Source organism: Burkholderia stabilis, assembly GCF_001742165.1.
Lineage (GTDB): Bacteria > Pseudomonadota > Gammaproteobacteria > Burkholderiales > Burkholderiaceae > Burkholderia > Burkholderia stabilis.
On sequence record NZ_CP016442.1, the window covers coordinates 3373120 to 3392890 of the forward strand.

Annotated in this window: 16 protein-coding genes; 11 read left to right on the plus strand and 5 right to left on the minus strand. The window is 68.2% G+C overall.

Going from position 1 to position 19771, the window contains the following annotated elements; genetic code table 11:
• Positions 1-5: 5 nt before the first annotated feature.
• The gene (locus BBJ41_RS15695; RefSeq protein ID WP_069747162.1) at positions 6-1034 is read left to right on the plus strand and encodes an L-threonylcarbamoyladenylate synthase; all 1029 of its coding nucleotides are present in this window, start codon (positions 6-8) and stop codon (positions 1032-1034) included.
• Between the two features lie 116 nt (positions 1035-1150).
• Here the strand turns inward: BBJ41_RS15695 and BBJ41_RS15700 are convergent, their stop codons facing one another.
• From BBJ41_RS15700 to dacB, 3 genes are all read right to left on the minus strand, one after another.
• On the minus strand, positions 1151-2287 hold the full coding sequence (locus BBJ41_RS15700; protein WP_069747163.1) for an SGNH/GDSL hydrolase family protein: 1137 nt from the start codon (positions 2285-2287) through the stop codon (positions 1151-1153).
• Between the two features lie 95 nt (positions 2288-2382).
• Positions 2383-3297: a sterol desaturase family protein gene (locus tag BBJ41_RS15705; protein WP_069747164.1), complete on the minus strand. Its 915-nt coding sequence runs from the start codon at positions 3295-3297 to the stop codon at positions 2383-2385.
• Between the two features lie 347 nt (positions 3298-3644).
• Complete coding sequence (gene dacB / locus BBJ41_RS15710) at positions 3645-5177, minus strand: D-alanyl-D-alanine carboxypeptidase/D-alanyl-D-alanine endopeptidase (RefSeq protein WP_069747165.1); 1533 nt, start codon at positions 5175-5177, stop codon at positions 3645-3647.
• Between the two features lie 202 nt (positions 5178-5379).
• Between dacB and BBJ41_RS15715 the strand changes: the two genes are divergently transcribed.
• The 6 genes from BBJ41_RS15715 (at position 5380) to BBJ41_RS15740 (ending at position 10751) form a co-directional block, all read left to right on the plus strand.
• Positions 5380-6042, plus strand: coding sequence for a response regulator (locus BBJ41_RS15715; protein ID WP_069747166.1), 663 nt, complete (start codon positions 5380-5382; stop codon positions 6040-6042).
• A 3-nt stretch (positions 6043-6045) separates the two neighbouring features.
• Positions 6046-7392 (plus strand): ATP-binding protein, encoded by a 1347-nt coding sequence (locus tag BBJ41_RS15720; protein WP_069747167.1) that lies wholly within the window; start codon positions 6046-6048, stop codon positions 7390-7392.
• A gap of 112 nt (positions 7393-7504) precedes the next feature.
• The gene (locus tag BBJ41_RS15725) at positions 7505-8989 is read left to right on the plus strand and encodes a DegQ family serine endoprotease (protein WP_069747168.1); all 1485 of its coding nucleotides are present in this window, start codon (positions 7505-7507) and stop codon (positions 8987-8989) included.
• 104 nt (positions 8990-9093) lie between these two features.
• Positions 9094-9531: a carboxypeptidase-like regulatory domain-containing protein gene (locus BBJ41_RS15730; RefSeq protein WP_069747169.1), complete on the plus strand. Its 438-nt coding sequence runs from the start codon at positions 9094-9096 to the stop codon at positions 9529-9531.
• 124 nt (positions 9532-9655) lie between these two features.
• Complete coding sequence (locus BBJ41_RS15735) at positions 9656-10015, plus strand: DUF427 domain-containing protein (protein ID WP_069747734.1); 360 nt, start codon at positions 9656-9658, stop codon at positions 10013-10015.
• Positions 10016-10043: 28 nt separating this feature from the next.
• Positions 10044-10751 carry a CoxG family protein gene (locus BBJ41_RS15740; RefSeq protein ID WP_069747170.1) on the plus strand — a complete coding sequence of 236 codons (708 nt, stop codon included), beginning with the start codon at positions 10044-10046 and terminating at the stop codon, positions 10749-10751.
• Positions 10752-10811: 60 nt separating this feature from the next.
• On the opposite strand, the gene BBJ41_RS15745 is transcribed toward BBJ41_RS15740, so the two are convergent.
• Complete coding sequence (locus BBJ41_RS15745) at positions 10812-11813, minus strand: helix-turn-helix domain-containing protein (protein ID WP_069747171.1); 1002 nt, start codon at positions 11811-11813, stop codon at positions 10812-10814.
• A 152-nt stretch (positions 11814-11965) separates the two neighbouring features.
• Between BBJ41_RS15745 and BBJ41_RS15750 the strand changes: the two genes are divergently transcribed.
• Positions 11966-12619 (plus strand): cysteine hydrolase family protein, encoded by a 654-nt coding sequence (locus tag BBJ41_RS15750; protein WP_069747172.1) that lies wholly within the window; start codon positions 11966-11968, stop codon positions 12617-12619.
• Positions 12620-12711: 92 nt separating this feature from the next.
• Here BBJ41_RS15750 and BBJ41_RS15755 read toward each other — a convergent pair whose 3' ends face one another.
• The gene (locus BBJ41_RS15755; RefSeq protein ID WP_069747173.1) at positions 12712-13353 is read right to left on the minus strand and encodes a TetR family transcriptional regulator; all 642 of its coding nucleotides are present in this window, start codon (positions 13351-13353) and stop codon (positions 12712-12714) included.
• 398 nt (positions 13354-13751) lie between these two features.
• On the opposite strand from BBJ41_RS15755, the gene BBJ41_RS15760 reads away from it, so the two are divergent.
• Genes BBJ41_RS15760 through BBJ41_RS15770 form a run of 3 tightly spaced genes read left to right on the plus strand, consistent with a single transcriptional unit; the run spans position 13752 to position 19759 of the window.
• Positions 13752-15026 carry an efflux RND transporter periplasmic adaptor subunit gene (locus tag BBJ41_RS15760; protein WP_069747174.1) on the plus strand — a complete coding sequence of 425 codons (1275 nt, stop codon included), beginning with the start codon at positions 13752-13754 and terminating at the stop codon, positions 15024-15026.
• Positions 15027-15041: 15 nt separating this feature from the next.
• On the plus strand, positions 15042-18242 hold the full coding sequence (locus tag BBJ41_RS15765) for an efflux RND transporter permease subunit (protein WP_069747175.1): 3201 nt from the start codon (positions 15042-15044) through the stop codon (positions 18240-18242).
• Entirely contained in the window at positions 18242-19759 is a 1518-nt protein-coding gene (locus BBJ41_RS15770; protein ID WP_069747176.1) for an efflux transporter outer membrane subunit, read from the plus strand. Before BBJ41_RS15765 ends, BBJ41_RS15770 begins: the two co-directional genes overlap by 1 nt.
• Positions 19760-19771 lie beyond the last annotated feature (12 nt).

Genomic DNA, 19771 nt, shown 5'->3' on the forward strand with positions numbered 1-19771 from the left:
CGCCGATGTCCATCGATCTCCCGAACGCCGTGATGCCCGCGCAGATCGACGCGGCCGCCGCGCTGCTCGACGCGGGGCAACTGGTCGCGTTTCCGACCGAAACCGTCTACGGGCTCGGCGGCGACGCGGCGAATCCCGAAGCCGTCGCGCGGATCTACGCGGCGAAAGGGCGGCCCGCGAACCATCCGGTGATCGTGCACCTGCCGCCGGGCGGCGATCCCGGCTACTGGGCCGACGATCTGCCGGCCGACGCGCAGGCGTTGATCGATGCTTTCTGGCCGGGCCCGCTGACACTGATCCTGAAGCGTCACGCGCGCATTCCGGACGCCGTGAGCGGCGGGCAGGATTCGGTCGGGTTGCGTTGTCCGTCGCATCCGGTCGCGCAGGCGCTGCTGGCTGCGTTCAGCGCGCGGCGCGGCGGGCACGGTGGTGTTGCCGCGCCGTCCGCGAACCGCTTCGGCCACGTGAGCCCGACGACCGCGCAGCACGTGCGCGACGAATTCGGCGACACCGTGCACGTGCTCGATGGCGGCGCGTCCGAAGTCGGCATCGAATCGACGATTCTCGACCTGTCGCGCGGTTTCCCGGCGCTGCTGCGCCCGGGCCACGTGACGCCGCAGCAGATCGCCGACGTGCTCGGCCGCGCGCCGCAGCTGCCTGACGGCAGCGATGCGACCGCGCCGCGCGCGTCGGGCACGCTGAAAGCCCATTACGCACCGCGCACGCCGCTCGCGCTGCTGCCGTTCGACTCGCTCGAGCCGCTGCTCGCGGCCGCGCAAACCGATGGCGAGCGCGTCGCGCTCGTCGCACGCGCGTCGCGTGCGGGACGCTGGGCGCAGGCCGACGGCGTGCATTTCGTCGCGGCGCCGGAAGATCCGCAGGCCTATGCGCGCGATCTGTACGGAATGCTGCGCGCGCTCGACCGCGCGCAGGTCGCACGCATTCTCGTCGAGAAGCTGCCGGAGACCGTCGAATGGATCGCGGTCAACGATCGCCTCGGCCGCGCGGCGGCTGCATTCGAAGCGCGCGACTGACGCAAACGGCGGTTCACGAATGAAAAACGCCCGACCGGCGAACCGGTCGGGCGTTTTTTTATGGATCGCGCCGGTCGCGCGGTGCGCGTGCCGGCGGCGGGCCGTTCAGGCGTGGCTTACTTGCCGACGCCCGACTTCGCGATCTGCTGTTCGACGAATTGCGCGAACAGTGCGTGCAGGCGCGTCGTCGGGTGGACCGTGTCGGCGAACATGTAGGTCTGGTCCGCGTTCGCGACCGTGTAGGTCTGCTGCGAGCAGAACAGCGACGAGCCGAATGCCGTCGCGTTCGCGACGCCGTACTGCGTGGCTGCCTGGACCATTGCCTTCAGGTTGCACGCGGTGTCGGTGTTCGACACCGTGAAGCCGTTCGCCTTGTAGTTGGCCGCGATGCCGTCCTGCCACGTGAACGTATCGAGCAGTGCGACCTTCGTCGTGTCGACCTTCAGCGCGGCCAGCGTGCCGGCGAGCGTCTGGTTGAACAGCCCCGACAGTTGCTGGAACGCGGCCTGCGTGCCGCCCTGCAGCGCGAGCGGCGTGCCGCCGATGTCCGGCACGTTCGACACGTACACGTGCGTCGCACCCGACGCGACGATCTGCTGGACGATCCCGCCGAGCTGTTGCGCGGCCAGGCCGATCGCCTGCGCGGCGGCGAGCTGCGCGGCCGGCGTGTTGCCTTGCGCCTGCGCGACCTGCGCCTGGTAGAAGATGTCGTTCGCGCCGCCGTTGACCAGCACGATCTGGCCTGAGTTGAAGCTGCCGTGCTGCGTCAGGTACTGCTTGACCTGATCGGCGATCGGCGTCGTCGTCGCCTGTGCGTAGTCGGCGTTCGGCACGCTCGCGTCCGCATGGCCGATGCCCGGCTGCAGCGTCACGCGCGAGCCGCCCTGCGCGTAGCCGAGGCCGCCCGTCGCCTGCAGCGGGATGCCGAAGCCGCCCTGGTTGGCGGGCTGCAGCGTGTCGCCGTAGTACTGCGCGACGTTCTGCGTCCACACCTGGCCGGGGTTGGTCGTGAAGCGGCCGCCGCCGAAACCGAGCTTGATCTGCGAATAGGTGCCCACGTCGGACAGGCTGTCGCCGAACGACACGATCTGCATCTTCACGCCTGACGGCGGCGTGTTCGACGCGCTGTTGTTGTTGTCGTCACCGCCGCCGCAGGCGGCGAGCAGCGCGAGCGCGGCGCCGGCGATCGCGACTTGCGCGGTGCGCAGCAGGCGTTGCCGGGTGTGCGACGTGAATTGTTGTTGTGTCTGCATCGTTCGATCTCCTCGTAGATATGGCCTGATGTGTTTCTCATCTGCCGCGTGCCTGCTCGGATCCGGGCTGCGCGGCGGCCGTTGGCTAAAACGGTTTATTGGTCACGCGCGGCCGCCAGCGGCACGGTGCGCGGATCCTGGTTCGCGGCCTCGGCGATCTGCGCATGATAAGCGCTCGCCCACTCGGGCGGGCCGAAAATCGCGCGCAGCTTGTTGCGCCATCCGTGGACGCGCAACGCGTCGGCCGCCATCGACACCCACTCGTGGAACGTCGCGACGAGCGGGTTGTTCGAGCCGAGCCGCTCGACGATCCCGTACTGCGGCGGGTCGTCGGGCGTTTCCTCGACATAGCTGCCGAACAGGCGATCCCAGATCACCAGGACGCCTGCGTAATTGCGGTCGATGTAGCGCGGGTTGCGCGCATGGTGCGCGCGGTGGATCGACGGCGTGTTGAGCACGTATTCGAGCCAGCCGAGCTTGCCGATCGCCTGCGTGTGCACGAAGAACTGGAACGCGAGGTTGATCAGCACGATGCCGACGACCTGTTGCGGCGGAAAGCCGACGAACGCGAGCGGCAGCCAGAACGCCCACATGCCGGCGATCGGGTACATCAGGCTCTGGCGGAACGCGGTCGAGAAATTCATCCGCTCGGACGAGTGGTGCACGACGTGCGCGGCCCACAGCCAGCGCACGCGATGGCTCGCACGATGGAACACGTAGTAGAGGAAGTCCTGCGCGACGAACAGCACCGCGAACGACAGCCAGCCGTCGTGCCACGTGAACAGGCGATAGTGCTGGTAGCAGTACGCGTAGACGGGGATCACGAACAGCCACGCGATCTTGTCGGCGCCCTGGTGCATCAGCGCGAGCGCCGCATTGCACAGCGTGTCGCGCCACGCATAGACATGGTCCTGCGCTCGTGTGCGGGCGAGGTGCCAGGCCTCCCATGCGATGCAGAGCAGGAAGACGGGCGCCAGCGCGAGCAGAAGCAATTCGACGTCGAATCGCATGGGCGTGTCTCCTCCTTTCCCCTGCAAGCCGTGAGGCCGGGCACATGGCCCGTTGTAGATGTATCGATCAGGCCAACAGCCTACGCAATCGCCACGCGCTAGGCGAGGGGGCAGCGTAGAGGGTTCCCTCTGAGGACAGGGTTTCTACGGAAGCCGTGCGGCGCGGGGCCGGGCGGTGTGGCCCCGTTTTATGGGCGCGGTCGGTGTTTGGTGTGTCGCGCGCCGGCGGCGGCGGGTGTTTCAAACCGCGGAGGGCTGGATTCGGTGGGGGGGGGCGCGACGGCGGGCCGCCCGCGAGGGCTGCCCGATGCGCGGTGCCGCTGCGCCGCCTCGCGGCGCGCGAGCCGTCAGTGCGCGCCCGAGTAGATCCATTCGAGCAGCGTGTCGTGCGCGGCGCGCGCGCCTTCCGCGTGATCGTTGTTGATGAAGCTCACGACGATGTAGCTCTGGCCGTCGGCGCCGGCGACGTAGCCGGCGATCGCGCGCACGTCGCGCAGCGTGCCGGTCTTGATGTGCGCGTTGCCGAGCACGTCGGCGTTGGTGAGGCGGTTCTTCATCGTGCCGTCGATGCCGGCGATCGGCAGCGAATCGACGAACGCCTGCGCGACCGGGCTCGCGTTCGCGGCCTGCAGCAGCGCGGCGAGCGACAGCGCGCTCACGTGCTCCTCGCGCGACAGCCCCGAGCCGTTTTCGAGCACGAGGTCGGGCATCGCGATCCCGTTCTTCTGCAGGAACGCCTGAATGACGCGGCTCGACTGTTCGGGCGTCGCGGGCGGCTTGCCACTGACCGCGCCGATCGTCAGGAACAGGTTGCGCGCCATCACGTTGTTGCTGAACTTGTTGATGTCGTAGACGATGCTGCCGAGCACGGGGCTGTGGTGCACGGCGACGGGCCGCGCGGTGGTCGGCACCTTGCCTTCGCTCACCGGCCCCGAGATCGTGCCGCCGTCCTGCTGCCATAGCGCGAGGAAGCCGCGCGCGAAGAACGTCGTGTGATCGAGGATCGCGAGGTTGGTCGTGTGCGCGCCGCAGCGCAGCGGATAGTCGCCGGCGAACGACGCGGTCATCATCCCGCCGCCGGCCGTCAGCGTCGGCCGCGCGGCCGCGGCGGCCGCGCCGCACGAGCCCGCGCCTTCGACCAGCTGGTTGTCGATCGACAGGTTCGCGAGCGGCGGCAGCACGTCGACGGCCACCTTGCCGTCTTCGCCCGGCGTGACCGTGAACGACACGGCCTTGAACGCGTACAGCAGCGGGTCGGGGCCGACGTTGTACGGCGCGCTCGCGTCGTCGTCGAACGACGGCAGGTCGCGCGTCGATGCCGCGAAATAGCTCTTGTCGAGCACGAGGCCGCCGGCCACGCGCTTGATGCCGGCCTTGCGGATCTTGTCGACGAGGTCGATCAGCTCTTCGGGCACGAGCTTCGGATCGCCGGTGCCCTTGATGTACAGGTTGCCTTGCAGCGTGCCGTCGGGGTCGACCGTGCCGTCCGTGTAGGCGGTCGTGCGCCAGCGGTAGTCGGGGCCGAGGATCGACAGGCCGGAGAAGGTCGTCACGAGCTTCATCGTCGACGCCGGCAGCATCGGCCGGCTCGCATTCCACGCGATCAGCGGCTCCGGATCGCCGACGCGCTCGACGACGACGCTCATCGCCGACGCCGGCACCTTCGCGCGCTGCAGCGCGACGAGCACGGACGCCGGCAGGCCGGCCGCGCGCGCGGCCGGCGACACGACGGCGGTCTTGCGTGCTTCCTTGTGGGATTTCTTGCGGGCCTGCGCGGGCGGTGCGAAGGCCAGCGCGGAGCAGGTGGCGACGATGGCGGCTGCGCGCAGGCAGAGGCGGGCGCGGGGGGCGAACCGGGCGGAAAGATCGGAAATCGGCATGGGCGAATACGGAAAAGCACGGGATTCGGGCAGGGCGCGCGGGGCGCCAAAGCGCACATTGTAGAGACAAGTCCGGACAGACCCCTTGCAACGCGCCTTTCCGTTGCATTGCACGCGGGGCCGCGCGCATCTTTGCCGCGCACGCGATTCGCGGCGCTACAATGGTCGCCGTATTTCACCCGACCCATGGATGCCTGTCCCGATGCGGATTCTGCTTGTCGAAGACGACCGAATGATTGCCGAGGGCGTGCGCAAGGCGCTGCGCTCGGACGGCTTCGCGGTCGACTGGGTGCAGGACGGCGACGCGGCGCTCACGGCGCTCGGCGGCGAGACGTACGACCTGCTGCTGCTCGATCTCGGCCTGCCGAAGCGTGACGGCATCGACGTGCTGCGCACGCTGCGCGCGCGCGGGCTGTCGCTGCCGGTGCTGATCCTCACCGCGCGCGATGCCGTCGCCGATCGCGTGAAGGGGCTCGACGCGGGCGCCGACGATTACCTCGTCAAGCCGTTCGACCTCGACGAGCTCGGCGCGCGGATGCGCGCGCTGATCCGCCGCCAGGCCGGGCGCAGCGAGTCGCTGATCCGCCACGGCGCGCTGACGCTCGATCCCGCTTCGCACCAGGTGACGCTCGACGGCGCGCCCGTCGCGCTGTCCGCGCGCGAGTTCGCGCTGCTCGAGGCGCTGCTCGCACGGCCCGGCGCGGTGCTGTCGAAGAGCCAGCTCGAGGAGAAGATGTACGGCTGGGGCGAGGAGATCGGCAGCAACACGGTCGAGGTCTACATCCATGCGCTGCGCAAGAAGCTCGGCTCGGACCTGATCCGCAACGTGCGCGGGCTCGGCTACATGGTCGTCAAGGAAAGCTGACGCGTGAGGTCGATTCGTCATCAATTGCTGATCTGGCTGCTCGCGATCGTCGTGGCCGGCGTGGGCATCGCGGGCTGGCTCATCTATCGTCAGGCGCTCGCCGAGGCGAACGAGCTGTTCGACTACCAGCTGCAGGAAATCGCCGCGGCGCTGCCGTCCGAGCCGTTCTCGCAGGTGTTCGGCTCGCGCACCAACGGCGACGAAGGCATCGTGATCCAGATCTGGAACCGCAACGGCGTGCTGATGTACTTCTCGCATCCGCGTGCGCCGATCGCGCCGCGCGCGGAGCTCGGCTTCTCGACCGAGCGCACCGACCGCGGCGAATGGCGCGTGTACGGTGCGATCGTCGGCGACAACGTCGTGCAGCTCGCGCAGCCGCTGTCGGTGCGCAACCGGCTCGCGGCGAACGTCGCGCTGCGTACGCTGTGGCCGCTGATCGTGCTGCTGCCGTTCCTCGGCGCGGCCGTGTGGGTGATCGTCGGGCGCGGGCTCGCGCCGCTCGGCCGCGTGACGCGCGCGGTCGAGGCGCGTCGTCCGGAAGCGCTCGATCCGCTGCCCGACGGCCGCCTGCCGCTCGAGGTGCAGCCGCTGGTGCGCGCGCTGAACGGGCTGCTCGCGCGGCTGTCGGCCGCGCTCGACACGCAAAAGGCGTTCGTGGCCGATGCCGCGCACGAGTTGCGCACGCCGCTCGCGGCCGTGCAGATCCAGGCGCAGCTCGTTGCGCGGGCAAAGGACGACGCGTCGCGCCGCGAGGCGGTTGCGGATCTCCAGGACGGCGTCACACGCGCGACGCGCCTCGCGGAACAACTGCTCGCGCTGGCGCGTGCCGAACCCGACGGCGCGACGATGCGCGAGCCGGTCGACCTGCAGGCGCTGCTCGCCGAATGCGTGGCCGCGCATGCGCCGCTCGCGCAGCGGCGCGACATCGATCTCGGCTTCGAGGAGACGCGCGCGGCGAGCGTCGTCGCGGACGTCGGCGCGCTGCGCGTGATGTTCGGCAACCTGCTCGACAACGCGGTGAAGTACACGCCGGACGGCGGCCGCATCGACGTATCGCTGACGGCCGACGCGGCCGGCCGCGCATGCGTGCAGATCGGCGACAGCGGGCCCGGCATTCCGGCCGACGAGCGCGAGCGCGTGTTCGACCGCTTCTACCGCGACAGCTCCGCGCGCGGGCGCACCGACGTGACGGGCAGCGGGCTCGGGCTCGCGATCGTCAAGCGCGTGGCGGCGCAGCAGGGCGCGACGGTGTCGCTCGGCGACGCGGCCGCGGGCGGCCTGCTCGTGAGCGTCGTGTTCCGCGCCGCCGAGATGCCCGCCCGGGCGCAGCAGCAGCCGGAATCCGCCTGACGAACGGTGCGGGGCGGCCCCGTGCGGGCCGCTTAAGCCCCGCTTAAGGCTGATTAAGCCTCCTTTAAGTCAGGGTCGTTACGCTGCGTCCTAACAAAGAGGAGGTCCTACGATGAATACCCGATTCCTTGCGCGCGGCGCCCTCGCGGTCGCCGTGGCGGCCGCCCTGTCAGCCGGTTACTTCGCCGGCACCCGCCGCGCCGATCCGCAGATCATCACGCCCGCGCAGGCGGCTGCGCTCATGCCGGCCGAAGCGGCCGCGAAAACCGGCATCCCCGATTTCTCCGGGCTCGTCGAGACCTACGGCCCGGCGGTCGTGAACATCAGCGCGAAGCACGTCGTGAAGCAGGTGTCGCGGCGCGTGCCGCAACCGCAGCTGCCGATCGATCCGAGCGACCCGTTCTACCAGTTCTTCAAGCACTTCTATGGCCAGGTGCCGGGAATGGGCGGCGACGCGCAGCCGGACGACCAGCCGAGCGCGAGCCTCGGTTCGGGCTTCGTCATCAGCTCCGACGGGTACATCCTCACCAATGCGCACGTGATCGACGGCGCGAACGTCGTCACGGTCAAGCTGACCGACAAGCGCGAATACCGGGCGAAGGTCGTCGGCTCCGACAAGCAGTCCGACGTCGCGGTGCTGAAGATCGACGCGAGCGGCCTGCCGACCGTGAAGATCGGCGATCCGGCCCAGAGCAAGGTCGGCCAGTGGGTCGTCGCGATCGGTTCGCCGTACGGCTTCGACAACACGGTCACGTCGGGCATCATCAGCGCGAAGTCGCGCGCGCTGCCGGACGAGAACTACACGCCGTTCATCCAGACCGACGTGCCGGTGAACCCCGGCAACTCGGGCGGCCCGCTGTTCAACCTGCAGGGCGAGGTGATCGGCATCAACTCGATGATCTACTCGCAGACGGGCGGCTTCCAGGGTCTGTCGTTCGCGATCCCGATCAACGAGGCGATCAAGGTGAAGGACGAGCTCGTGAAGACGGGCCACGTGAGTCGCGGCCGCCTGGGCGTCGCCGTGCAGGGGCTGAATCAGACGCTCGCCAGCTCGTTCGGGCTGCAGAAGCCCGACGGCGCGCTCGTCAGCTCGGTCGACCCGAACGGCCCGGCCGCGAAGGCGGGCCTGCAGCCGGGCGACGTGATCCTGTCGGTCAACGGCTCGCCGGTCGCCGATTCGACGTCGCTGCCCGCGCAGATCGCGAACCTGAAGCCGGGTTCGAAGGCCGACCTGCAGGTCTGGCGCGACAAGTCGAAGAAGTCGATCAGCGTGACGCTCGGCGCGATGGCCGATGCGAAGCTCGCGTCGAACGACGGCGGGCCGGTCGAGCAGGGGCGCCTGGGCGTCGCGGTGCGTCCGCTGTCGCCGCAGGAGCGCAGCGCCGACAACCTGACGCACGGGCTGATCGTGCAGCAGGCCGGCGGGCCGGCCGCCAACGCGGGCATCCAGCCCGGCGACGTGATCCTGGCGGTCAACGGCCGCCCGGTCACGAGCCCCGAGCAGTTGCGCGATGCGGTCAAGGGAGCGGGCAACAGTCTTGCTCTGCTGATCCAGCGCGATAATGCACAGATCTTCGTGCCGGTCGACCTGAGCTGACCGGCGACGGCCGACGGCCGGCCTGGCCGGCCGCGGCGGGCGCCGCCGCCGTCCGACCCCGTGGCGCGGTGTCTCGTATGTGTTCCGACCCAAAGGAGAGAGCCATGCAATATCTACGCAACGTGTCCCGATTTGCCGTCGCCGCGGCGTTGGCCGCCGGCCTCGCAGCCGGCGCGACCGGCGCGTACGCGCAGTCGGACGGCTTGCCCGCCGCGCGGCAGCAGGGCGACGTCACCTTCGTGTCCGGCGGTGTCGGGCAGGATGAATCGACGGCGTTCCAGCGCAACGAGCCGAAGTGGCCGCTGGCGCTGCGCTTCACCGGCAAGGGCGGCGAGTTCCTGGCCGACGTCCATGTGCGGATCGTCGACGGCAAGGGCGCCGAAGTGCTGAAAACCGACGCGCGCGGGCCTTACATGCTCGTGAAGGTGCCGCCGGGGCGTTATACGGTGCAGGCGTCGTACCAGGGCAGCGACGAATCCCGCGCGGTCACGGTCGGCGCGAAGGGCGGCGCGAAGGCCGCATTCCAGTGGAGCGCGCAGTAACCTGCCGCGCCCGGGTCGCGCAATCGGATGAAGTTTCGCCCATAATGAAGCCACGGCATGCGTGCCGTGGCTTTTTTCGTTTCCTGCCACCGGCCTGCCTGCCGGGCCGCCCGAAGGAGAAACGATGTCCGATGCCGCCGACCCTCGACTTGAAATCGTGCCGAACCTCCATCGCGTGCGCGTGATTCACCGCGGCATCACGTATGCGGATTCGCACGGCGTGCTGACCGTGCGCGAAGCGGGGCTGCCCGACGTCCATTACCTGCCGCGCCGCGACGTCAACATGCGCCGGCTCGTGAAGTCGGGTATGACGAGCGCCTGCCCGTTCAGGGGGGAAGCCGTGCATTTCGACTTGCAGACGGAAGACGGCGTGATCGAGAACGCCGCGTGGAGTTACGAGGAGCCGAAGGCCGCCGCCGCGGTGCTTGCGCACTACGTCGCCTTCGATGTCGCCCGGGTCGACAGTCTCGTCGAGACGTCCTGATGCGGCGCGCGTTCATCGGGGAGGCATCATGGAACTGAACGACACGTTACGCGTACCGCTCGCGCCGCCTGTCGTGCGGGACGCCTTCGAGGATCTCGCGTTGCTGCGGGCGAGCTTCGATCATTGCGAATCGTTCGTGAAGCTCGCGCACGGCGAGTTCGCGCTGACGATCACGGTGCCGCTCGGCCCGCTGCGTGCGCGCTACGACGTGCGTGTGCACGCGGCCGCCGAGCAGGGCGACGCGCAAGGGCGGGCACGCCGCGTGCTCAACTTCAAGGCGCGGGCCGACGGCCTCGGCGCGTTGCGCGGCCAGATCGAACTCGTGCTGTTGCCCGAAGACGACGCGGATGCCACCTGCATCGAGTACGTGGTGTGGGCGACCGCGAGCGGGCCGCTCGCGGAGCTGCCGGCGCGACAGATCGAGAACGCGCTGCGCGAATGGACCGACGATTTCTTCCGCGAATTCTGCGCGGTCGTGCAGGCCAAGCACGGCCTCGCGCCGAATCGCGCGCGCTCGGCCGGGCATCGGCGCCAGCATGTGTTCCTGCGGCCGGCGTCGTTAGGGGGAGCGACGAAGCGTCCGCTGCCGCCGCACCTCGGCGGCGCGCTTACCGGGCGTGCCGCCAGCGCGCTCCCTCATCGCGGCTCGGGCACGTTGCCCGTGTGGGCGTGGGCGGCGATGATCGTATTCGTCGCGCTGCTGCTTTACGCGGCGCGCTGGATCAACGGCGGCTGAACGACCGGGCGGCCGAGCGGTTGTGCGCCGCCGTTCCGCTTCACCGGGCGCCGGCGGCCGTCACGGCCGCGCGTCGGGCGCCGCGCCGCGAAATTCCCTTCGATATGCCGACGGCGAGGTGCCGAGCGCGCCCGCGAAATGCTGGCGCAACGACACGCTCGACCCGTAACCGGCCGCCTGCGCGATCGCGTCGATCGATTGTCCGGTGGTTTCCAGCAGATGTTGTGCGCGCGCAAGTCGCTCGGCCTGCAGCCACGCGGTGACGGTCGTGCCCGTCGCCTGGCGGAAGTGGCGCGTGAACGTGCGCCGGCTCATCAGCACGCGCTCGGCGAGCGAATCGACGCTGTGCGCGGCATCGAGGTGCGCGCGCACCCAGTCGAGCAGGCTCGCGAGCCGTGCATCGCGCGGGTGCGCGGCGACCGGCTGCGGCACGTACTGGGCCTGTCCGCCCTGGCGGTGCGGCGGGATCACGAGGCGGCGCGCGATCTGGTTCGCGGCGTCGGAGCCGAAGCGCCGCCGCACGACGTGCAGGCAGCAGTCGAGCCCCGCGGCCGTGCCGGCCGACGTCATCAGGTTGCCGTCGTCCACGTACAGCACGTCGGGATCGAGCTTCACGCGCGGAAAGCGTTCGGCGAAGTCGTCGGCCCAGGCCCAGTGCGTGGTGGCCGGGCGGCCGTCGAGCAGGCCGGCCGCGGCGAGCACGTAAGCGCCGAGACACAGCCCGACGAGCTGCGCGCCGCGTGCGGCGACCGCGCGGACCGCGTCGAGCAAGACGTCGGGCGGCGCTTCGTCCGGGTCGCGCCAGGCCGGCACGATGACGATGTCCGCGTCGTCGAGCCCGTCGAGCCCGTACGGCGCGGTGATCGTGAAGCCGCCCGTCGTCGAGAGCGGGCCGCGCTCGGCCGAGCAGACGCGGAACTCGAACGCGGGCGAGGCGGCCGCGTCGCGCTCCTTGCCGAACACGACGGACGGCACCGACAGGTGGAACGGGCTGATGCCGTCGTACGCGATCACGGCGACGACGGTCGGAACGGGCGAAGCGGATGACGCGGCGGCGGCCATGGCGGGCTCCGGAATGGCGATGGCCCGATTCTATCGAAGAATGGCTATCGGGCCACTGTCCGCGTGAACGATGCGGCCCGACAATGCATCGCATCGCGTCGCTGGCTGTCCCGTTCCGGGGCGGGGCTGCGCCCCCGGACCAGGAGCCCGCCATGTCGAACGCCACCCCGAATTCCGTTTCCCGCCGCGCGCTGATCGTGATCGACGTCCAGAACGAATACGTGACGGGCAATCTGCCGATCGAGTATCCGCCGCTCGACGTGTCGCTCGCGAACATCGGCCGTGCGATCGACGCCGCGCATGCGGCCGGCGTGCCGGTGATCGTCGTCCAGCACGTCGCGCCGGCCGGTGCGCCGATCTTCGCGCCCGGCACCGACGGTGTCGCGCTGCACGCGGTCGTCGCCGGCCGGCCGTACGCGCACCTGATCGTGAAGGCGCAGGCGAGCGCTTTTGCCGGGACCGATCTCGCCGCATGGCTGGATGCGCACGGGATCGACACGCTCGCGGTGGCCGGCTACATGACGCACAACTGCAATGCGTCGACGGTCTATCACGCGGCGCATGCGGGGCTGAATGTCGAGTACCTGAACGATGCGACGGGCGCGTTGCCGTACGAGAACGAAGCGGGCGCGGCGAGCGCCGAAGAGATTCACCGCGCGTACGCGGTGGTGTTCCAGTCGAATTTCGCGGCCGTGATGTCGACCGACGCGTGGATCGCGGGGCTGGTCGGCGCACCGATGCCGAAGCGCGATTCGGTGGCCGCGTCGAACCGGCGGGCTCGCGCGCAGCGCGCGAAGGCGGCCTGAGCCGGTTGGGGAGACGGGGAGTGCGCGGCGGCGCGTTGGCCGCCGCGCGGTATCGATGAAAATGAAGCGGCGCGCGGGCGGCCGCCGCGCCGTCAGTCGCCTTCCTTCAGCATCGCCGGGCTGTAGCGCAGCATGTCGAAGCAGCCGTCGACGAGCTTTTCCGCATGCCGTTCGGCGTCGATTTCGTCGGGCAGCATCAGCATGTCGCGCACGAAGCCGCTGACGAGCGTATGCAGCATCAGCGTCCCGCGCCACGTATCGAGCCGCTCGGGCAGCAGCTTGAGCCGCACGGCCACCGCGAGATCGGCATCGATCGCGTGCAGCGCCTCGCTCATCCCCGCGCGGTTGCGCTGCAGCAGCGGCTCCATGTCCGCGACGTATTCGCACTTCATGAACAGGATGCTGAACACGCGGCGCAACTGCGAGTCGCGCTGCACGCCGAGCAGGCACCAGATCAGGATCTTGCGCACTTTCTCGAGCGGATTGCCGCCCGGCGCGTCGAGCGGCATCCGTTTCAGTTCGTCGATCGGCAGAAACACGCGGTCGAACATCGCGTCGAACAGTTCGCTCTTGTTCGCGAAATGCCAGTAGATCGCGCCGCGCGTGACGCCGGCGTGCTGGGCGATGTCCGCGAGCGACGTGTGCGACACGCCCTTCTCGAAGAACACGTGTTCGGCGGCATCGAGAATGCGATTGCGCGTCTCGAGCGCCTCCTCCTTGGTACGTCTGACCATGTGCAGGCCTGATTGGATCGATCGTAGGTGAATATAGGGTCTGCAACCCTCGCCGTCGTCACGCAGACGGGCTATGCTTGCGGTTGGTAACAATCCGTAAGAATGGACAGCAGGCGGGGTATAAACGGGCTTTTTACATACATCCGTGAATGTATATACAATACCACCCTACGATCGAATGACCCAAGTGGCAATCAGTTAATATCCCACTCTGCTGATTCCCGCCAAAGTACCAGTCCGCAGTTCGCGGCATCCCGTCGGCATGGAGGTTTCGTGCCGACGTGCTGTATCTAGCAGTCCAGTAATTCAGGTGTTCGATCTGCGCCGCGAGGCGCATCCGTGTTGCGCTCCCGTCGGGTGCTGCACTTATTCCATTGGTTACACACAGAGGTCGCTCCATGCGCGTCGAACGGGTTCCATACCGCTTGATCACTGTCGCGGCAGCCGCGGTTTTCCTGGCTGCATGCGGAAAAAAAGAATCGGCACCGCCGCCGCAAACGCCGGAAGTCGGCGTCGTCACCGTCCAGCCGCAAGCCGTACCGGTCTTCAGCGAGCTGCCGGGCCGTACCAGCGCGTTCCTCGTTGCGCAGGTCCGCGCACGGGTCGACGGCATCGTGCTGCGTCGTGAGTTCACCGAAGGTACCGACGTCAAGGCCGGCCAGCGCCTCTACAAGATCGATCCGGCACCGTACGTCGCCGCACTGAACAGCGCGAAGGCGACGCTCGCGAAGGCGCAGGCGAACCTCGCCACGCAGAACGCGCTGGTCTCGCGCTATAAGGTGCTGGTGGCCGCGAACGCGGTCAGCAAGCAGGACTACGACAACGCGGTGGCCACGCAAGGCCAGGCCGCGGCGGACGTCGCGGCCGGCAAGGCAGCGGTCGATACCGCGCAGATCAACCTCGGCTACACGGATGTGGTCTCGCCGATCACCGGCCGCGTCGGCATCTCGCAAGTGACGCCGGGCGCGTACGTGCAGGCGAGCCAGGCGACGCTGATGTCGACGGTACAGCAGCTCGACCCGGTGTACGTCGACCTCACGCAATCGAGCCTCGAAGGCCTGAAGCTGCGCCAGGACGTGCAGAGCGGCCGTCTGAAGACGACCGGCCCGGGCGCGGCCAAGGTGTCGCTGATCCTGGAGGACGGCAAGACCTACGCGGAGCCGGGCAAGCTGCAGTTCTCGGACGTGACGGTCGACCAGGCCACCGGCTCGGTGACGATCCGTGCGGTCTTCCCGAACCCGGGCAAGGTGCTGCTGCCGGGGATGTTCGTGCGCGCACGGATCGAGGAAGGCGTGAACGAGAACGCGTTCCTGGTGCCGCAGATCGGCGTCACGCATGACCAGAAGGGCCAGGCGATCGCGATGGTGGTGAACGCCAGCAACAAGGTCGAGCCGCGTCCGCTGAAGACGACGGGCATGCAGGGCCAGAACTGGGTCGTCGAAGGCGGTCTGGAGGCGGGCGATCACGTGATCGTGCAGGGCGGCGAGAAGGTGCGTCCGGGTGCGACCGTGAAGTCGGTGCCGGCGCAGCTCGCACCGGCGGCCAATGCCGCATCGGGCGCCGCCGCAACCGCCGCGCCGGCTGCCGCCGGTTCCGGCGCCGCTGCCGCAACCGGTGCCGCTGCATCGGGCGCCGCGCCGGCGAGTGCTGCCGCTGCTTCGAGCGCGCAATAACAGGGAGCCTGTTTCATGGCAAAGTTTTTTATCGATCGCCCGATCTTCGCGTGGGTGATCGCCATCATCCTGATGCTGGCCGGGGTTGCGGCGATCTTCACGCTACCGATCTCGCAGTATCCGACGATCGCGCCGCCATCGATCCAGATCACCGCGAACTACCCGGGCGCTTCCGCGAAGACGGTGGAAGACACGGTAACGCAGGTGATCGAGCAGCAGATGAGCGGTCTCGACAACTTCCTGTACATGTCGTCGACCAGTGACGACTCGGGCAACGCGACGATCACGCTGACCTTCGCGCCGGGCACCAACGCCGACATCGCACAGGTCCAGGTGCAGAACAAGCTGTCGCTCGCGACGCCGGTTCTGCCGCAGGTCGTGCAGCAGCTCGGTCTGTCGGTGACGAAGTCGAGCAGCAGCTTCCTGCTGGTGCTCGCCTTCAACTCCGAAGACGGCAGCATGAACAAGTACGACCTCGCGAACTTCGTGGCGTCGCACGTGAAGGACCCGATCAGCCGGTTGAACGGCGTCGGTACCGTCACGCTGTTCGGCTCGCAGTACGCGATGCGGATCTGGCTCGACCCGAACCGCCTGACGAACTACGGCCTCACGCCGGTCGACGTCAGCTCCGCGATCACCGCGCAGAACGTGCAGATCGCGGGCGGCCAGATCGGCGGCACGCCGGCCACGCCGGGCACCGTGCTGCAGGCGACGATCACCGAATCGACGCTGCTGCAGACGCCCGAGCAGTTCGGCAACATCCTGCTGAAGGTCAACCAGGACGGCTCGCAGGTTCGCCTGAAGGACGTCGCGCAGATCGGCCTCGGCGGCGAAAACTACAACTTCGACACGAAGTACAACGGTCAGCCGACCGCGGCACTCGGTATCCAGCTCGCGACCAATGCGAACGCGCTCGCGACTGCGAAGGCTGTGCGCGCGAAGATCGACGAACTGGCGCCGTTCTTCCCGCACGGTCTCGTCGTGAAGTATCCGTACGACACGACGCCGTTCGTGAAGCTGTCGATCGAGGAAGTGGTCAAGACGCTGCTCGAAGGTATCGTGCTCGTGTTCCTTGTGATGTATCTGTTCCTGCAGAACCTGCGGGCGACGATCATCCCGACGATCGCGGTGCCGGTCGTGCTGCTCGGTACGTTCGCAGTCATGTCGCTGGTGGGCTTCTCGATCAACACGCTGTCGATGTTCGGCCTCGTGCTCGCGATCGGCCTGCTGGTCGACGATGCGATCGTGGTGGTGGAGAACGTCGAGCGCGTGATGGCGGAAGAGGGCCTGTCACCGAAGGAGGCGACCCGCAAGGCGATGGGCCAGATCACCGGCGCACTCGTCGGCATCGCGCTCGTGCTGTCGGCCGTGTTCGTGCCGGTCGCGTTCTCCGGCGGTTCGGTCGGCGCGATCTATCGTCAGTTCTCGCTGACGATCGTGACGGCGATGGTACTGTCGGTGCTCGTCGCGTTGATTCTGACGCCGGCACTGTGCGCGACGATCCTGAAGCCGATCCCGCAAGGGCATCACGAAGAGAAGAAGGGTTTCTTCGGCTGGTTCAACCGCACGTTCAACAGCAGCCGCGACAAGTACCACGTCGGCGTGCATCACGTGATCAAGCGCTCGGGCCGCTGGCTCATCATCTACCTGGCCGTGATCGTCGGGGTCGGCCTGCTGTTCGTGCGCTTGCCGAAGTCGTTCCTGCCCGATGAAGACCAGGGCCTGATGTTCGTGATCGTGCAGACGCCGTCGGGTTCGACGCAGGAAACGACTGCGAAGACGCTGGCGAACATTTCCGACTACCTGCTGAAGGACGAGAAGGAAATCGTCGAATCGGCGTTCACGGTCAACGGCTTCAGCTTCGCGGGTCGCGGCCAGAACTCCGGTCTCGTGTTCGTGCGTCTGAAGGACTACTCGCAGCGTCAGCATGCAAACCAGAAGGTGCAGGCGCTGATCGGCCGGATGTTCGGGCGCTATGCGGGCTACAAGGACGCGATCGTGATCCCGTTCAACCCGCCGTCGATTCCTGAACTCGGTACGGCCGCCGGCTTCGACTTCGAGCTGACGGACAACGCCGGTCTCGGCCACGATGCGCTGATGGCCGCGCGTAACCAGTTGCTCGGGATGGCCTCGAAGGATCCGACGCTGCAGGGCGTGCGCCCGAACGGCCTGAACGACACGCCGCAGTACAAGGTCGACATCGACCGCGAGAAGGCGAATGCGTTGGGCGTGACGGCGGATGCGATCGACCAGACGTTCTCGATCGCGTGGGCGTCGAAGTACGTGAACAACTTCCTCGACGTCGACGGCCGGATCAAGAAGGTCTACGTGCAGGCCGACGCGCCGTTCCGGATGACGCCGGAAGACATGAACATCTGGTACGTGCGCAACGGGTCGGGCGGGATGGTGCCGTTCAGCGCGTTCGCGACCGGTCACTGGACGTACGGTTCGCCGAAGCTCGAGCGTTATAACGGCGTCTCGGCGATGGAAATCCAGGGTCAGGCCGCACCGGGCAAGTCGACCGGTCAGGCGATGACCGCGATGGAAGGGCTCGCGAAGAAGTTGCCGGTCGGCATCGGCTATTCGTGGACCGGCCTGTCGTTCCAGGAAATCCAGTCCGGCTCGCAGGCGCCGATCCTGTACGCGATCTCGATCCTCGTCGTGTTCCTGTGTCTGGCGGCGCTGTATGAAAGCTGGTCGATCCCGTTCTCGGTGATCATGGTGGTGCCGCTCGGCGTGATCGGCGCACTGCTCGCCGCGACGATGCGCGGCCTCGAGAACGACGTGTACTTCCAGGTCGGCCTGTTGACCACCGTGGGCTTGTCGGCGAAGAACGCGATCCTGATCGTCGAGTTCGCGCGCGAGTTGCAGGTGACGGAGAAGATGGGGCCGGTCGAGGCCGCGCTGGAAGCGGCGCGCCAGCGGCTGCGCCCGATCCTGATGACGTCGATGGCGTTCATTCTCGGCGTGATGCCGCTCGCGATCAGCAACGGCGCGGGCTCGGGGAGCCAGCACGCGATCGGCACGGGCGTGATCGGCGGGATGATCACGGCGACGTTCCTCGCGATCTTCCTGATCCCGATGTTCTTCGTGAAGGTCCGCGCGATCTTCAGCGGCGAACGGGAAGATGCCGACGAGGCATTGCGCCTGGCTCAGGAGCACGCGAAGCACGAAGAGAAGCCGGGCAACGGCGACGAAGGCAACAAGGGACAGTGATGATGCAAAAACACGCTTTGACTGCAATCGCGGTCGCGCTCTTTGCCACGGGCTGCACGATGGCGCCGCATTACAAGCGGCCCGATGCACCCGTCGCACAGGCGTTCCCGGCCGGCGGCGTCTACGCGACGCAGCCGGGCGCTGCCGGCGCGCGCAGCGCCAACGGCCAGGCGGCGACCGCCATCGGCTGGCGCGAATTCTTCGTCGATCCGCGCCTGCAGCGGCTGATCGAGATCGCGCTGAAGAACAACCGCGACCTGCGTGTGTCGGTGCTGAACATCGAGGCGGCGCGTGCGCAGTACCAGATCACGCGTGCGGGCCTGTTCCCGACGCTCAGCGGTACGGGTACGGGCAGCATCCAGCGTTTCCCGGCCGGCGTGTCGACGACGCAGCAACCGTTGATCACGCGCAGCTACAACGTCGGGCTTTCCGCGTCGTGGGAGCTCGACCTGTTCGGCCGCGTGCAGAGCCTGAAGGACCAGGCGCTCGCGCAATACCTGTCGACCGCGTACGCGCGGCAGGCGTCGGAAATCTCGCTGGTGTCGTCGGTGGCCGATCAATACCTGACGGTGCTGTCGACCGACGATCTGCTGAAGGTCACGGAGAACACGCTGAAATCCGCGCAGGCGTCCTACGACCTGACGAAGCTGCAGTTCGACAACGGCACGGGCTCCGAGCTCGACCTGCGTCAGGCGCAGACGGTCGTCGAGACGGCGCTCGCGAACCAGCAGGCTCAGGCGCGCGCACGCGCACAGGCCGTGAACGCGCTGGTGCTGCTGATCGGCGAGCCGCTGCCGGACGACCTGCCGCCGGGCATGCCGCTCGACGCGCAGAACCTGCTGACGGACGTGCCGGCAGGCCTTCCGTCGGACCTGCTGACACGTCGTCCGGACGTGATGCAGGCCGAGCAGACGCTCTTGGCCGCGAATGCGAACATCGGCGCGGCACGCGCGGCGTTCTTCCCGAAGATCTCGCTGACGGCGGCGTTCGGCACCGCGAGCCCGACGCTGGGCGGCCTGTTCAAGGCCGGCACGGCGGCGTGGTCGTTCGCGCCGAACATCGCGCTGCCGATCTTCGAAGGCGGCTCGAACATCGCGAACCTCGATCTTGCGCACGTGCAGAAGCGCATCGAGATCGCGAACTACGAGAAGGCGATCCAGTCGGCGTTCCGCGAAGTGTCGGACGGGTTGGCCGCACGCGGCACGTACGACCAGCAGATTGCGGCGCTGGAGCGCAACGAGCACGCGCAGCAGCGCCGTTTCGACCTGTCGGACCTGCGTTACAAGAACGGCGTGGACAGCTACCTGTCGGTACTGACCGCGCAGACGGATCTGTACTCGGCGCAGCAGTCGCTGATCAGCGCGCGACTGGCGCGCTGGACGAACCTGGTCGACTTGTACCGCTCGTTGGGCGGCGGGTGGATTCAGCGGGCCGGCGAAGCGCCGCGCGCGCCGGATGCGCCGGTCGACTACGACAAGGCCGCCGCGCCGGCGGCTGCGTCAGCAACGGCAGGGTAAGCACGACGCAGT